Below are 14,851 nucleotides of genomic sequence, written 5' to 3' on the forward strand. Positions count from 1 at the left end.
CGTGACCGTGGCGGGACCGCCGACCGGTGATCAGACGGCCGCGCGCGCCGGAAGGCCCGCTCGGACCCGGCGGCGACGGATCAGGACCTCGACGATCGTCAGGTTCACGATCCACGCGAGCACCTGACCGACCGGGATCAGCGACGACACGCCCGCCGCCGGGTCCGCGCCGTCGGAGAACGGGATCTGCACCACCAGCATCACCGGCACGAGCACGCGGGCGGTGATCGCCAGGAACGTCAGCGCGTAGTTGCGCATCATCCACTCGTGGTGCGCGACGACGTCGCCGCCGCGGATCGCCCGCACGGCGAGCCAGGCGGTGACCAGCCAACCCAGGAACGGGATGGTCAGCCCGACCTGCGTCAGCAACCTGCCGGAGAGGATCGCGACCGGGATGCCGACCAGCGCCGACGGCACCACCCCGACGAGCAGGTAGCACCGCCCGATGACGCGGTGCACCGCCCGTCGTGCACGGACGGCCGGCACGAACTGCAGCGGTCCCAGCACGAGCGCGACCGACGCCGTGACGATGTGCGCGACGAGCAGGGCGTAGTGCAACGTGCTCGTCGTCGGGATCCGGCTCGCGTCGACGTCGAGGCCCACGTACGGGACGACCAGCGCGATCGTGGCGCCCACCGCGACGACGCCCATGATCACGACGGGCCACGTCCACCCGCGCGCAGACCGGAAGCCGGGCGGCGCCGGTTCGGTGGGGGTCATGTCCGGAAGTCTGTGGCGCGAACCGACCGGTGTCGTCCTCCCGGTGATGACACCCGGACTACGTCCGGCGCAGTACGAGTTGCTCATGACGAGCCGGTAGTCTGCCGACGAGCCCCCGTAGCTCAGGGGATAGAGCACCGCTCTCCTAAAGCGGGTGTCGCAGGTTCGAATCCTGCCGGGGGCGCTGGTCAGAGGTCACATGAGTCCACATGCGACGGTTGTCGTGGGGCTATATGGTGCGACTTGTACCTGCCGAGAACGCATGATTCCGACCGGCAAAGGCATGAAAGTCAGCGACTACCCGACTGCTCCACGACAGCCCCACCCGGCAAGGACCGGCCGTCGCGCACCGTCCGTTCAGACGGCGTCAGTGGCCTGGGTGCTGCCTCCTCGGTCTGCTTGAAGAAGTCTTCGAATAGCACCCAGTCGGCGGCCTCTGCAGCGTCGGACGGCCGATGGTCGGAGGCGCGAGCGGATCATCGCGACGTCTCCCTCGAGTCGCTCGTCGAGGGATCCCGATTGGTCTCCACTCGCCTCTAGCTGTACTGCCCACTGAGGTTGAAACGGTCTAAAGCAGCGGCGTCATCAGGTCGCCGCCGAGCTGCACGCGCCCACAAGCTCGGGTTGTTGTTCTTGTGCAGCAGTGCGCAGTCCGCAGCGACCGCCCCGGCTCAGGCGTCGGTGCTGGCGAGACCGTCGGTGACGGGGGCGTCGGTCTGGTCGCGTACCTCATCCGCGGCTACGCCGGGGGCGAGCTCGCGCAGGACGAAGCCGGCGGAAGTCACGTCAACGACGGCGAGATCGGTGATCACGCGGCTGACGACGCCGCGGCCGGTCAAAGGCAGTGCGCAAGACTGGACGAGCTTGGCCGCGCCCTTCTTGGTCACGTGTTCCATGACGACGAGCACGCGGCGGGCGCCGTGGACGAGGTCCATCGCGCCGCCGATCCCCTTGACCATCGCGCCGGGAACGGCCCAGTTGGCGATGTCGCCGCCGGCCGACACCTGCATCGCACCGAGAACCGCGGTGTCGATCTTGCCCCCGCGGATCATCCCGAACGAGACTGCGGAGTCGAAGAACGAGGCGCCGTCGCGGACGGTCACCGTCTCCTTCCCGGCGTTGATGAGGTCGGGGTCGACCTCGTCCTCGGTGGGGTACGGCCCGACGCCGAGCAACCCGTTCTCCGAGTGCAGCAGGACGTCGACGCCATCCGGAAGGTGGTTCGGGATCAGCGTTGGCAGTCCGATGCCGAGGTTGACATAGGACCCGTGGGCCAGCTCGCGTGCGGCGCGTGCAGCCATCTGCTCACGGGTGAGGCTCATGGGCCCGTCCGAACTGTGCGCTTCTCGATGTGTTTGGCGGTGACCTGCTCGCTCGTCAGCTCGACAACGCGGTGCACGAAGATGCCGGGCAGGTGCACGTCGTCGGGGTCGATATCGCCGGGTTCGACGAGTTCCTCCACTTCGGCGATGGTGGTGCGTCCGGCCATCGCCGCGAGCGGGTTGAAGTTGCGCGCCGAGCGGTGGAACACCAGGTTTCCGTGCCGGTCGCCCTTGGCCGCGCGGACCAGCCCGAAGTCGCACACGAGGGAGAGTTCGAGGACGAAGGGGACGCGTTGTCCGTCGACCTCGAACTCCCGCACTTCCTTCGGCGACGATGAGACCGCCACCGACCCGTCGGGGTGGTAGCGCCACGGCATCGCGCCCTCCGCGACCCAGGTGCCGACCCCGGCCGGCGTGTAGAACGCCGGTATCCCCGCGCCGGCCGCGCGCAGCCGTTCCGCGAGAGTGCCTTGCGGGGTCAGCTCGACCTCGAGCTCACCGGCGAGGTACTGGCGGCCGAACTCCTTGTTCTCCCCGATGTAGGAGGCCACGACCCGAGCGATGCGTCCCTGCTCGAGCAGGACGCCCAGGCCCCATCCATCGGTGCCGCAGTTGTTCGAGGCCACCTGCAAGGCGGTTGCCGACCGGTGCGCCAGCGCGTCGATCAGTGCGATCGGGACCCCCGCGAGACCGAAACCTCCGACCACCAACGAGGCCCCGTCGCGGATGTCCGCGACGGCCTCATCGGCCGACGGGACTGTCTTGTCGAGGCTCACGTCGGTCGTCCGTTCACCGCGCAGTGGTGCATTCAGCTGCCGTACGTGCTGACGAACGGCGTGTCGACGGCGATGGTGCCGATCTTCATCGCTCCGCCTGGATTGCCGAGGGGTTCGGCTCGACCGGGCAGCGGCTCCCGGAAGTAGTCCGCGTTGTCGACCGCGAAGACGTCCGACCTTCCCACCGTGCTGGAGTTGCGGATCGCGTCCATCGGGCAGGCCATCTCGCAGGCACCGCAGTCGATGCACTCGACCGGGTTGATGTACATCTTGCGGTCGCCCTCGTAGATGCAGTCGACCGGACATTCCTCGACGCAGGCCCGGTCCTTCACGTCGATACATTCACTGGAGATGAAGTAGGTCATTTCGTTTCTCCTTTCGCTATGCCGTGGACGACGCGGCTACTGCCGCTGGCTGCTGCGCGCTGTCGGTGCTGTGACCGGGGGCGAGAGAGAGCTGCGGGTCGAGGTACGTCGCCGCGTTGTTGACGGCGAGCGCGGATTCGCCGAAGCCGACCGAGATCAGTCGGACCTTTCCGCCATAGTCGGTGATGTCACCGGCGGCATAGATACCGGGCTGACAGGTCCGCATCGCCGTGTCGACCACGATCCTGCGGTCGACGATCTGGATTCCCCACGACTCGAGTGGGCCGAGATCCGCTGTGAAACCGAGCGCAACGATCAGCGAGTTCGCCGCCAGAGTGGTGCGCTCACCGGAACTGTGTGCGATGACCACCCGCTGCAGATGGTCATCGCCGTCGGCGTCGGTGACCTGGGCGTCGGTGATGATGGTGCATGTGCCCTGCCGAAGTTCACCGACGCTCGACTCGTGAGCACGGAACTTGGCACGGCGATGGACGAGGGTGACCGATGCGGCGATCGGCTGCAGGGCGAGCGCCCAGTCGACTGCACTGTCGCCCCCGCCGACGATGACGACATCGCGTCCGGCGTGCTCGGCGAGGTGGCGGACGTGGTATGTCAGCCCACTGCCTTCCCAGGCTGCCGCGGCCGGCAACGGACGGGGGGTGAACCTCCCGATCCCGCCGGTCACGACGATCGCTCCGCAGTTGACGCGACGTCCGTGGTCCGTGCCGACCAGCCACCTCGACGGTCCACCGTCGCTCGACGGCACGATGGGAGCAGCGGTGGTCGCCTGCTCCCCCAGGATGTAGGTGGGTCCGAAGGCGTCGGCCTGACTGATCAGGTTCTCGACCAGGTCACGGCCGCGCACGGCGGGCAGCGCCGCGACGTCGTAGATCAGTTTCTCGGGGTAGAGCGCCGCGACCTGTCCGCCCGGTTCGGGCAGGTTGTCGATCACGGCGACGCGCAGACCGCGGAAGCCGCCGCAGTAGGCGGCGTACAGCCCGGCCGGCCCGGCCCCGACGATCAGGAGGTCCACCTCGATATCGACGTGCGTGCTCACCGGTGCCGAGCCACCTGGTAGGTCAGGAGCTCCACACCGGCCCCCGCGAAGTTGGCGAGATCGGCGGCGGCCTTCTGGCCCTCCGGGGATCCCAGCGCCGCCTGTAGCGCTCCTTCGTCGTCGAACTCGGCCTCGAACACGCAGCCGTACGTCGTGTCGCCCTGGATCGCCGCGACGTCGAAGGAGTAGCTGATGTTCCGGATGCCGGGCAGCGCCTCGACGAGAGGGACATGCACGGTCGTGTAGTGCTCCCGGAATGCGGTGGCGTCCTCGGGACGCGAGTACAGCGCCAGGAATCTCTGCATGGGTGTTCGTCCTTGCTGCGGTAGAGGGTCGGGGTTCGGTCAGCTGGGCCGGTCGGCCTCGATCGGGTTCGCCGATGGGTCCCACTCGACCCGCAGGTGCTCCGGTCCGCGGAACGAGGTGTTCGGCGAGTAGGCGAAGTCCTGCCCGGCCACGAGACGCATGTGGGGCAGGCGCCGGCTCAGCTCCTCCAGGAAGATCTGCATCTCGATACGCGCCAGGGCCGCGCCGAGGCACAGATGCCGGCCGAGGCCGAAGGCGAAGTGCTTCTTGGCGTTGGAACGGGTGATGTCGAACTTCTCCGCGTCCGGGAACACGGACTCGTCGTGGTTCGCGGAGCCGGTCACCGCGAGGACCTTCGAGCCAGCCGGAAGCTCCACACCCCCGACGACGACGTCCTTGACGACCTCACGCCGCCAGGCGATGACCGACGAGCTGTAGCGCAGGATCTCCTCGACCGCGTTCGGCGCCAGCGACGGGTCGGCGCACAGCGCGTCCCACTGGTCCCGGTTCTCCATGAGGGCCCGAAGGCCGTTGGCGGTGGCGTTGGTCGTCGTCTCGTGGCCCGCGAACAGGAAGTTCATCATGGTCGTGACGAGGTAGTTCTCGTCGAACAGCTCCTCGTTGCCGGGAGTCCGCCACGCCCTGATCAGCTCGCTGATGTAGTCGTCGGTCGGCTCCTCCAGGCGCCGCTGGACGTGCTCTTTGGCATAGGTCCAGTACTGGCCCATGCCGGCTGCGAGCTGGGTCTGCTCTTCCTCGCTCGGGTAGCCCCACGTGAACAGCGCGAGCCGGCCGGAGTACTCCTTCGCGCGCTCGACGTCCTCGTCGGGAACGCCCATCAGCGCGAACGCCACGAGTGCGGGGATCTCCCAGGCGAAGTCCGTGACGAGGTCGGCCTGGCCGCGCTGGACGAAGCCGTCGATGTACCGGTTGGCGAACTCGCGGATCCGGGGGCGTACCTGCTCGATGCGGGCCGGGCTGACCAGCGCGTCGCGAATGTGCTTGCGGCGGTCGGTGTGCAGCGGCGGGTCCTCGTTGACGAGGCTCGGACCCATCACCATCTGCGCCTTGACCAGCTCGTCGATCGCCGCCGCGCACAGTTCCTTGAGCGGGGTGATGGAGATGGAGGCCGAGAAGGAGTCGGTGTCCATGAAGATCTGGCGGACGTCGTCGTACCGGCTCACGATCCAGTAGTCGAGCGACGGGCTGTAGAAGACGGGCTCGTCCTGACGGGCCTCCTGCCACAGGCTGTACGGATCCTGCAGGTAGGGGTCGTTGAAGGGGTCGAACTTCTCGGCGAGGTGGCTCACCGGGCAGCGGGCGGCGTCCGTCCTGGGCTCTTCGCTCAGCGATGACGACATTGCTTCTCCTCGATCGAACGGGACAACAGCGGCCAGTCGGGCGGGGTGTCCGAGGCCGATCGGTCGCGCTTGGTTTTGCTCCGACGGCCTGTCGTGCGGATCTGTCCTGCTCCTGTGATCCGGGTCATGGACGAGGGCAAGATAGGGAGGCGGCCCGCCGGCACGGGAGTCACATCGCGTCCGGCGTAGCCGAGTTGCGAACCCCGGGACGCGCGATGGGTGCTCATCAGCCGTATTGCGAAGCGGGCGATCCGAAGGGCGAACCTCCCTGCGGATATCCCGCATGATCGGCGCCGCGGGCGTTGAAGTTTCCGGCCACCGACAAGACGATTGCTGCTCACCCCGCTGTCACCCGTGATGCGCGCAAGGGAGCGCCCCGTCATGGCAGAGCACGTTCCGTCGTCGGCGCTGCGACCACCACAGTCAGCGCTCGCCTCAGCCAGTACGAGCGGCTCCGAGCACGTTCTCGCGAACCGCGAGATCTGCCGGTCCAGCTCGTTGGAGGTCATCAGGGACAATCTCGGCGCGTACTACTACCCGGCTCGCGTGGAGACGCTGAGCCGGGCCGCCGACCTGAGCACGTCACTGCTCAGCGCCGTCCGGCTGAACTACACGACGCTCGGCTTTCTACGGTTCGGATCCGAGACGATGGTGGATCCGGGCGCCCTCGGCGCCTACCACGTCAACGTTCCGGTGTCGGGGCGAATCGCCTCCGAGTGCGGTGACAGACAGGTGGTGGCCGTCCCGGGGACGGGCGCCGTGTTCACGCCGCGCGACCACACGGTGCTGCCGTGGTGGAGCGACGACTCCGCCCAGATTTGCATCAAGATCTCGAAGGCGGCCGTCGAGACCGAACTCGAGGCGTTGCTGGGCCACCCCGTCGCCGGTGACGTCCGCTTCGATCTCGGCGTGGACCTCACCACTCCGACGGCGGCGAGCTGGCTGGGCGTCGTCCGGCTCCTCATCGACGAGGTCGACCGGCCCGGAGGTCTTCTGGAGCGGTCAGCGACCCATCGGGAGCACCTGGAGAAGCTGCTCATCAACGGGCTGCTGCACCTGCAGAACCACGACTATCTCGACGCACTCCTGAGCCCCGAACCACCGGCACGGCCGCGCACGGTCAAACGCGTCATCGACCTCATCGAGACGAATCCGGAGGCGAACTACACGATCTCGGACCTCGCTCGTCATGCCGGAGTCGGTGCACGGAGACTGCAGATCTCGTTCCAGGAGGCCCTCAACACCTCGCCGACCGGATACCTGCGCAAGGTCAAACTCGAGCACGCACGACAGGATCTTCTGACCGGTGACGAGTCGGTGATGACGGTCGCGTACCGCTGGGGCTTCAACCACGCCGGACGCTTCTCGACCTACTACCGGCAGACCTACGGGGAATCACCGTCGGACACCGCCCGCCGTAGTCGCGGTTTCTAAGCGGACTCGGCTCGTCGGTGGCGAAACGCCGTCAGCGATCCTTCGTCCACCCACGCCGGCAGGCGATGCGGCAGGCGCAGACGGGTGCTGTGGTCACGGAACCGGATGGTTGCCACCTCTGAGTCGACGTGCACACGAACGGCCTCGAGATTGTGCGGTTCACCCGGGTCACTTCCGATCGCCGACGCGACGAACGCGCGCATCGGGGCCGAGTGTGTCGCGAGCCGCTCGACAACGGCATCAGCCGCGTCCATCACGGTGCCGTCCACGGACACGCGAAGGTTGTCGAACCACGTCTCCGGCTGCAACGCACCGACGTCGATGCCGCCGGTCTCGCCTACTGCGTCGAGGAGGGAGCTACGGAGCGCTGCGGCGGTCGCGGTCGCCCGGGCGGTCCGGGCGTGCAACATCCGCACCGTCGTGCCCGGAGCGAGCTCCGACGCCAGTGACACACCACGGTCTCTGGCCTGGCTCTCGCCACGCTCGGTCAGACCGTGATCGCCGTCGTATCCGACGGTCTCCCCGTGCCGGAGCAGGATGACCTCGTACCCGGCGATTCCGTTGTGGCTCACGACGTCGCCAATGTCGCCGAGAGCTCGCCCAGCGACGGCAACCACTGTCGTACGTGGACATTCGACACGAGGCCGTGGGTACGAAACGGGTCGTCCTCGGTCAGCGCGAGCGCCTTCTCCTTCGAGGTGGCCCTGAGCAGCAGGAGAGCGCCTGCGTCCTCGTCGGGCCCGAACGGGCCGGAGCACAGATTGACCTCGCCGAGCCTTTCGAGGAACGCCCGGTGGCTCGGTCGTATCTCTTCTCTGCGCTCGTGCTCGTCGGTGTAGCTGTAGACGACGGCGAAGACCGACACCTCTCCACTCCCCACTGGTCAGCTGATCTGGTCGGATCGGCCGCCCCATCACGGTGGCCGCCGCACGCAAGGTGCGGCGGCCACCGTGGCTCGGGCGTCCCCCGTATCCGAAGTGACTGCGCCTGTCAGACGTCGATGGTGAGTGGCTCGTCGGCGCCGAGCAGGAGCCGTCCGTACGCCTCCTTACCGAGTTCCGGCATGACCAGCGCGTGCCGGCCGGCGATCTCGGAGTCGCGCCAGACCATGCTCAGCACGTTGGCGTCGGCGAACGACGACGCTCCGTTCGCCGTCATCAGCTTGTCCACGCCCTCCTTGACCAGCTGACCGATCATGCCCGTGTCCATGCGGACGCGTGCCCTGGTCAGCCTGTCGAGCTGCACGCCGCGGGCGGCGGCGTCGTCGACATCCGCACACGCCCTCTGCAGGAGCATCTCGGCCTGGTCGAACAGGCTGGACGCCTCCGCGACACCCACCTGGTGAGTCGGGGAATTGCGTGCGTTCGTGTAGCAGGTGTACGCGACGTTCTTCGGCGGGAGCTTCGACAGCGTGCGTTCCATCGCGTGCCGTGCGAGACCGATCTGCGCGCCGACCAGGATGACTGCCGCGACGGGGATGAACGCCATGTTCGCGTTCTGCTCGTCGGGCTTGTGCGAGGTCCGGAAGGCACCCTCGACCATGTCCGCGAACCGCTGGATGCGGTGGTCCGGCACGAAGTGGTCCTCGACGACGATCGTGTCGCTGCCGGATCCCTTCATGCCGGCGACGAACCAGGTCGGCTCGATCGTCCAGGCGCTCGCCGGGATCAGCGCGAGCGCGCGGGGGTCGTCACCCTCGACCCCGATGCCCAGAGTTGCCCAGGTGGCGGCGAACGAGCCCGAGGAGTACGCCCACCGGCCGCTGACGAGGTAGCCCCCCTCGACGCGCTCGGACTTCAGCGGGGGCGAGAAGATGCCGCAGGCCTTGGTGTTCGGGGTCGAGAACATCTCCTCCTGGGCCTCGTCGGAGAACGTGGTGGAGAACCAGGTGCACACGTTGAGCAGCGCCACGGCCCACGCCGTGGAGCCGTCACCCCGTCCCACCTCGGCGACGCACTCCATCATCGTGCGGAGGTTGGTCTCCAGGCCGCCGAGCCGGCGCGGAACGAGGAGCTTGAACAGCCCGGCTTCCTCGAGTGCGTCCACGACCTCCGGGACCACACGTCGCTCCTCCGACGACTTCACGGCGTGCTCGCGGATCAGCGGCACCAACGCGGTGGCGCGAGCGATCACGTCGTGGTCGGGCGCTGTTCCTGCCCCGGTCGCCTGTGGCCGGTCAAGGATGTCGGTCATGGCCTGTCCTCCGTTCGATCCTGAATGTGGCCGAGACGCTAGGCGGAGCGTGAGAAGTGACCAGCCGCTTCACGCCAGGCACAGTCCGGATGGCGAACCGACATACGAAAACCTCCGGGCGACGGGCAGGGAATAGTCGTGCGCGGCCTGGTCACCCGGCCTGCGAACAGTGATCGCCCTGCGGAGATCCGCTCGGTGCCGATCGACCACCGGTGCCGTTGACACCGGCTGCCGGCCCGCTTAGCTTCAGGGCCGATGACCCCGAGGAGGTCACGCCCACGGTGGCGGTGATGCCACCACTGCTTGTCCGGGAGACGGTCTCGTATGGAGCGGTCGACGGCCGACATCGAGCCGCTAGGGCCGGACGGGTCGCGAACTCCCGGGGTGCTGACCAGCTACGAGTTGTGCCGTGGTGCGCGGTTCGATGCCTTCCGCGACAGTCTGAACGGGGTCTTCTACCCCGCTCGCGTGGAGCCGACCGGGCCTGACAGTGCCGTTCCCGAATCGTGGCTGAGTGCGACCAGCCTCACCCACCTGACCCTGGGATTCGTCCGTTTCGGCACCGAGACGGCGCTCGACCCCGGCGCCCTGGGCGCGTACCACGTCAACGTGGCGATGTCGGGGAGCGTGGAGTCGCGGTGCGGCAGTCAGCACGTCGTCGCCAGACCCGGTACGGCGGCCGTGTTCACACCGCATGAGCACACCCTGCTCCCACGTTGGGGTGCCGACGCCGGCCAGCTCTGCATAAAGATCAACCGTCGCTCGCTCGAGAGCGAGCTGGAGAACCTGGTCGGCCGACCGATCTCCTCGTGGGTGCGCTTCTCCCTCGGATTCGACCTCACCAGCCCGGCCGGGAAGAGCTGGCTCGCGGTGGTGCGGCTACTGCTGTCCGAACTGGACACTCCGCACAGCCTGGTTCGCCGGTCCGTGGCGCATCGGGAGCAGATCGAACGAATGGTCGTCAGCTCGCTACTGCTCGCACAGCCCAGCGACTACTTCGACGCACTCCACACCGACGGTCCGCCGGCGCGGTCGCGGACGGTCAAACGCGTCGTCGACGCCATCGACGCGGCCCCCGAGAAGCCGTGGGACCTCTCTGACATGGCGCGGGTCGCCGGCGTGAGTGGACGCCGGCTTCAACAGGGCTTTCGGGAACAGATGGAGATGTCACCGACGACCTACCTGCGAACCGTGCGGCTCGAGCGGGTACGTGCCGACCTCGTGGCGGGTACCGGGTCGGTCACGGATGTCGCACTGCGGTGGGGATTCACCCACCTCAGCAGGTTCTCGGCCGCCTACCGTGATCGGTTCGGGGAAGCACCTTCGGACACGCTACGGACTCTCCGGAGCTGAGATCCGACGGCTCCTCGGTCAGGCCTGCTCCTGCAGGACGATGTCGAACTCGGCCAGCACGAAGGGCGCCTCGACGCCGTAGGCCGCAGCCAGCCCACTATCGGCACAGTCGGCGAAGTCGACGAGCAGCTGCTTCTTGACGGCGAACACCGCATCGGAGTCGGTGTAGGCACTCCCGGCGACGAAGGCGTGGGTGGTGACCTCCTCGTGTCCGTCGGCGGAGACGAGGAAGTGCACGTGTGCCGGGCGGTACGGGTGCCGGCGGGTGGCGGCCAGCAGGCGACCCACAGGCCCGTCCGTCGGGATCGGATAGTGGGACGGAACGACCGTGCGGAACCGGTACCGGCCGTCCTCATCGGTCGTGAACAGTCCTCGCCCGTTCCCCGGTGGCTGGACATCGGGTTGCTGGACGTCGTAGAAGCCGTCCTCGGTGCACTGCCACACGTCGACCGCCGCACCCGCCAGTGGACGACCGGAGGTGCTCCGCACCTGGCCGCTCATCACACACGTCCGGCTCCCCCCGATCATGTCGATGGAATCGCCGAGCATCCGCCGCGGGGACTCCGTCATGTGGAACGGCCCGAGCACGGTGCTCTCGGTGCCACCGTCCTGGCCGTTGATCGTCTCGACGAGCATCGAGACACCGAGGACGTCGGAGAGCAGGATGAACTCCTGACGGGTGTCGGAGCACCACTTCCCGACGTCGGTGAGGAACGCGATGGCCGAGTTCCACTCCTCGATCGTCGGGGAGGCCTCCCGAACGAAGTCGTGCAGGTGCCGGGTGAGCATCTGGAGGATCTCGCGCTGCCGCGGATCAGGCGTCGCCTCGAAGCTCGCAGAGACGGCCGGAGTGGCGGAGTCGATGGTGAAGTCCATGGTCGGCGCCGGCCTACGCGGTGACGGCGTCGGCCGCGAAATGCCGGACTTCCGGGGCATCGGCGAAGAAGTGCGCGACCTGGGCGGCGAACTCCTGGCCTGCCGGGCTCGTCGGGAACACCTCGAGGTGGTCCTCGAGCCGATCCCACGTCACCCGCAGCAGGTAGCTACCGGAGTACTCGGCGTCGCGGAACAACGCCGTCTCTCGGCAGCCGGCCGCCCCGGCGAGAACAGACTCCGCCTTGACGTACGCCGCCTCGAAGTCGGCCTCGCGACCGGCGACGACCGTGATGTAGGCATGCTCGACGACCATTTCGCTCCCTCTCTCTGGTCCGGGCCACGGTAGGTAGCCGGTCACGGGGTGACGAGCCGGATCGCGTGGCTGCGATCCGAAAAGCGAACACCTGATTACGTTCGCTCATCGGCTGCCCCGCAACGTCTTTCGGCTCTTCCGCACCGGCAACGGCACGTAGCTTCACCCGCGCCGACGCCCGGCAGGCCCGTCGGCACTCATCGACCGACTCGAGGAGGAGCACGCGATGACCACGTTGCCACTGATGCCCACCACCCCCGGCGACACCGCACAGCTCCGGACGGTCTTCGGCTGCTTTCCCAGCGGCGTGACCGCCGTGTGCGCCGACGTCGACGGCGCGCCGGTGGGCATGGCGGCCAGCTCGTTCACCTCGGTGTCGGTCGGGCCACCGCTGGTGTCGGTGTGCGTCCAGAACAGCTCCGAGACCTGGCCCCGTCTGCGTACCGCTGATCGCATCGGACTCAGCGTCCTCTCCGACGGCCAGGACGGCGTGTGCCGATCGTTGTCAACGAAGAACGGCGACCGGTTCGCCGGCGTGCGGTGGACCTGCAGCGCCGACGGCTCGATCTTCATCGAGGGGGCGGCCGCGATGCTCGACTGCACGCTGTACGGCGAGATGCCCGCCGGCGACCACGCCATCGCGCTGCTGCAGATCCGCCAGGTCCACGCCGAGGTCGGCGTAGCACCCCTGGTGTTCCACGGGAGCCGGTTCCGCCGGCTCGCCGAGGTATGACCCCGCGTCCCTAGTCATCCGCCCCAGCAGCAGGAACCGGTAATGCCGTTCATTCAGGGATCGCATCACGTGACCCTTTCCGTCGGTCACGCACAGGAGGACGTGGATTTCCACACCGGGGTGCTGGGGATGCGCTTCATCAAGAAGACCGTGCTCTACGACGGCTCGACGCCGGTGTACCACCTGTACTACTCGAACGCGGGCGGTGACCCGTCGAGCGTCGTGACGACGTTCCCGTGGGCCCAGCACAACGTCTACGGCAAGCGCGGCACCAACCAGGCCCGCGAGGTGCTGCTCTCCGTCCCGGAGGAGTCCCTGGACTTCTGGTACCGGCGGCTCACCGAGCACGGCGTGGCCGCGCGCAACGCGGAGGTCTTGGACGCTCGTCGGATCCTGTTCGAGCACCCGTGCGGCATCGAGTACGCGCTCGTCGGCACCGTCGGGGACCCGCGCGCGGCCTACGGCGGTCACGGTGTGCCCGCGGAGCACGGCATCCACGGAATCCACGGCACCGCGATCCACGCGCACACCCCCGAACGGGCCGTCGAGTTCGCCGAGACCGTCTTCTTCTCCCAGGGCGGTGAAGTTCGACATCGAGGGCGCCGGTTACACCGACATCTCCGAGCTCAAGGACCGCACCTATTTCAAGAACGTGTACTGCCGCATGCCCGGTGGAGCGTTGTTCGGGCTGGCTGTCACGCACGACGAAGGCGGCTGGGACTGCGACGAGTCGCCCGAGGAGCTGGGGCGGGACTTCATGCTCCCGCCGCAATTCGAGCACGAGCGCGACGACATCATGCGCCGGCCCGAACCGATCACCGTCGGCGACTGACACGGATGAGGCCCCGGGAGACGTCGACGGCCATCACGGGGCGGATAGGGAGACGACAGATGACCCCGCACACGGTCGAGGGACTGCAGCGCTTCGTTCACGAAGCGCTACCGATGCGGGTCCGGTTCGGCGCCGGGTCCGTCTCGGAGCTCCCTGAGGAGATCGACCTTCTCGGCCTGGAACGGGTGGTCGTGCTCTGCTCGCCGGAGCAGACCGACACCGCCGAGATGGTCGCCGGGATACTCGGCGACCGATGTGTGGGGATACTCCCGCACGCCCGGATGCACGTCCCCCGTGACGCTGCGACGGACACCCGGGAGTCAGTGGAGCGGGGCGACGCCCAGGGATGTGTCGCGGTCGGCGGCGGCTCCGCGGTCGGGCTCGGCAAAGCCATCGCCCTCACAACCGACCTGCCGGTGGTCGCACTGCCCACCACCTACGCAGGTTCGGAGATGACACCGATCTGGGGTCTCACCGAGAACGGCGTGAAGCGGACGGGACGCGACCGACGGGTTTTGCCACGCGCGGTCGTCTACGACCCGGAGCTCACGATCTCGTTGCCGGCGGCTCTGTCGGTGGTCAGCGGGATCAACGCCGTCGCCCACGCGGTCGAGGGCCTCTACGCTCCCGACTCGACCCCGATCCTCGACCTGATGGCGGCCGAGGGCACGCGCGCGCTCCTCGCCTCGCTCCCCCGCCTCGTCGAGAACGGCACTGACCTGTCTGCACGCGCGGAGGCTCTGTCGGGCGCCTGGTTGTGCGGGGCCGTCCTCGGCGCAACCACCATGTCGTTGCACCACAAGATCTGTCACGTACTGGGTGGGATGCTGGACCTTCCGCACGCCCCCACCCACACGGTAGTCCTCCCGCACGTCCTCGCGTACAACGCGCCTGCCGGGTCGCGCGCGGTCGACGCCGTCGCCGGAGCCCTCGGTGGGAGCGCCCGGCCGCCCGGGGATCTGTGGACCTTCATCGGGGATCTCGGCGGCCCACGGTCGTTGCGAGAACTCGGCATGAACGAGGGCGACGTCGCGGCCGTGGCCGAGGCCACCGTCCAGCAGAGCTACGCCAACCCACGGACCGTGACGACGTCTGAGGTCGGAGAGCTCCTGCACCGCGCCTGGTCCGGCGCGCCACCTGCAGCGATTTGATCGCCCCTCTCCTGGAGCCCAATGGTCGAGCACACCGGGAGCATCTCGTCGCTGCCACC

General features: G+C 68.1%; 17 protein-coding genes, 1 tRNA gene and 1 pseudogene. 7 read left to right on the plus strand and 12 right to left on the minus strand.

Annotation, left to right across the window (positions count from 1 at the left end; all coding sequences use genetic code 11):
• Nucleotides 1–30: 30 nt before the first annotated feature.
• A complete protein-coding gene (locus EV378_RS12700) occupies nucleotides 31–720 on the minus strand; it encodes a DUF2306 domain-containing protein (RefSeq protein ID WP_165922260.1) in 690 nt (229 codons plus the stop codon).
• 111 nt (nucleotides 721–831) lie between these two features.
• Here EV378_RS12700 and EV378_RS12705 point away from each other — a divergent pair.
• Nucleotides 832–904 (plus strand) — tRNA-Arg (locus EV378_RS12705).
• Between the two features lie 487 nt (nucleotides 905–1,391).
• Here the strand turns inward: EV378_RS12705 and EV378_RS12710 are convergent.
• From EV378_RS12710 to EV378_RS12735, 6 genes are read right to left on the minus strand one after another with little or no spacing between them, the layout of a single operon-like run.
• On the minus strand, nucleotides 1,392–2,042 hold the full coding sequence (locus tag EV378_RS12710) for a 3-oxoacid CoA-transferase subunit B (RefSeq protein WP_132424344.1): 651 nt from the start codon (nucleotides 2,040–2,042) through the stop codon (nucleotides 1,392–1,394).
• Complete coding sequence (locus tag EV378_RS12715) at nucleotides 2,039–2,818, minus strand: CoA transferase subunit A (RefSeq protein WP_132424347.1); 780 nt, start codon at nucleotides 2,816–2,818, stop codon at nucleotides 2,039–2,041. Before EV378_RS12715 ends, EV378_RS12710 begins: the two co-directional genes overlap by 4 nt.
• 32 nt (nucleotides 2,819–2,850) lie before the next feature.
• On the minus strand, nucleotides 2,851–3,183 hold the full coding sequence (gene fdxA, locus EV378_RS35820; protein ID WP_132424350.1) for a ferredoxin: 333 nt from the start codon (nucleotides 3,181–3,183) through the stop codon (nucleotides 2,851–2,853).
• Between the two features lie 16 nt (nucleotides 3,184–3,199).
• Nucleotides 3,200–4,240 (minus strand): NAD(P)/FAD-dependent oxidoreductase, encoded by a 1,041-nt coding sequence (locus EV378_RS12725; RefSeq protein ID WP_132424353.1) that lies wholly within the window; start codon nucleotides 4,238–4,240, stop codon nucleotides 3,200–3,202.
• Entirely contained in the window at nucleotides 4,237–4,545 is a 309-nt protein-coding gene (locus EV378_RS12730) for an EthD family reductase (protein WP_132424356.1), read from the minus strand. Before EV378_RS12730 ends, EV378_RS12725 begins: the two co-directional genes overlap by 4 nt.
• Nucleotides 4,546–4,584: 39 nt before the next feature.
• On the minus strand, nucleotides 4,585–5,907 hold the full coding sequence (locus EV378_RS12735; protein ID WP_132424359.1) for a cytochrome P450: 1,323 nt from the start codon (nucleotides 5,905–5,907) through the stop codon (nucleotides 4,585–4,587).
• Nucleotides 5,908–6,288: 381 nt separating this feature from the next.
• On the opposite strand from EV378_RS12735, the gene EV378_RS12740 reads away from it, so the two are divergent.
• Nucleotides 6,289–7,341, plus strand: coding sequence for an AraC family transcriptional regulator (locus tag EV378_RS12740; protein ID WP_165922262.1), 1,053 nt, complete (start codon nucleotides 6,289–6,291; stop codon nucleotides 7,339–7,341).
• Here EV378_RS12740 and EV378_RS12745 read toward each other — a convergent pair.
• From EV378_RS12745 to EV378_RS12755, 3 genes are all read right to left on the minus strand, one after another.
• Entirely contained in the window at nucleotides 7,338–7,751 is a 414-nt protein-coding gene (locus tag EV378_RS12745; RefSeq protein WP_132424365.1) for a hypothetical protein, read from the minus strand. The two genes, EV378_RS12740 and EV378_RS12745, sit on opposite strands and share 4 nt — an antisense overlap.
• Nucleotides 7,752–7,909: 158 nt before the next feature.
• Nucleotides 7,910–8,206 (minus strand): YciI family protein, encoded by a 297-nt coding sequence (locus tag EV378_RS12750; protein WP_132424368.1) that lies wholly within the window; start codon nucleotides 8,204–8,206, stop codon nucleotides 7,910–7,912.
• Nucleotides 8,207–8,331: 125 nt separating this feature from the next.
• Nucleotides 8,332–9,534 (minus strand): acyl-CoA dehydrogenase family protein, encoded by a 1,203-nt coding sequence (locus EV378_RS12755; RefSeq protein WP_132424371.1) that lies wholly within the window; start codon nucleotides 9,532–9,534, stop codon nucleotides 8,332–8,334.
• A 384-nt stretch (nucleotides 9,535–9,918) separates the two neighbouring features.
• Between EV378_RS12755 and EV378_RS12760 the strand changes: the two genes are divergently transcribed.
• Entirely contained in the window at nucleotides 9,919–10,887 is a 969-nt protein-coding gene (locus EV378_RS12760) for an AraC family transcriptional regulator (protein WP_165922263.1), read from the plus strand.
• A gap of 18 nt (nucleotides 10,888–10,905) precedes the next feature.
• On the opposite strand, the gene EV378_RS12765 is transcribed toward EV378_RS12760, so the two are convergent.
• Together EV378_RS12765 and EV378_RS12770 are read right to left on the minus strand one after the other, a co-directional pair.
• A complete protein-coding gene (locus EV378_RS12765) occupies nucleotides 10,906–11,763 on the minus strand; it encodes a dioxygenase family protein (RefSeq protein WP_132424377.1) in 858 nt (285 codons plus the stop codon).
• Between the two features lie 13 nt (nucleotides 11,764–11,776).
• Nucleotides 11,777–12,076 carry an antibiotic biosynthesis monooxygenase family protein gene (locus tag EV378_RS12770; protein ID WP_132424379.1) on the minus strand — a complete coding sequence of 100 codons (300 nt, stop codon included), beginning with the start codon at nucleotides 12,074–12,076 and terminating at the stop codon, nucleotides 11,777–11,779.
• A 226-nt stretch (nucleotides 12,077–12,302) separates the two neighbouring features.
• Here EV378_RS12770 and EV378_RS12775 point away from each other — a divergent pair, with 226 nt between their 5' ends.
• From EV378_RS12775 to EV378_RS12785, 4 genes and pseudogenes are all read left to right on the plus strand, one after another.
• Nucleotides 12,303–12,809, plus strand: a complete 507-nt coding sequence (locus tag EV378_RS12775; protein WP_132424381.1) for a flavin reductase family protein — start codon at nucleotides 12,303–12,305, stop codon at nucleotides 12,807–12,809.
• 42 nt (nucleotides 12,810–12,851) lie between these two features.
• Nucleotides 12,852–13,166, plus strand: a pseudogene (locus tag EV378_RS36275) (VOC family protein); the annotation flags it as partial.
• A 223-nt stretch (nucleotides 13,167–13,389) separates the two neighbouring features.
• Complete coding sequence (locus EV378_RS36280) at nucleotides 13,390–13,641, plus strand: VOC family protein (RefSeq protein WP_243653639.1); 252 nt, start codon at nucleotides 13,390–13,392, stop codon at nucleotides 13,639–13,641.
• A gap of 59 nt (nucleotides 13,642–13,700) precedes the next feature.
• Nucleotides 13,701–14,792 (plus strand): maleylacetate reductase, encoded by a 1,092-nt coding sequence (locus EV378_RS12785; protein WP_132424383.1) that lies wholly within the window; start codon nucleotides 13,701–13,703, stop codon nucleotides 14,790–14,792.
• Nucleotides 14,793–14,851 lie beyond the last annotated feature (59 nt).

Source organism: Pseudonocardia endophytica (genome assembly GCF_004339565.1).
GTDB lineage: Bacteria > Actinomycetota > Actinomycetes > Mycobacteriales > Pseudonocardiaceae > Pseudonocardia > Pseudonocardia endophytica.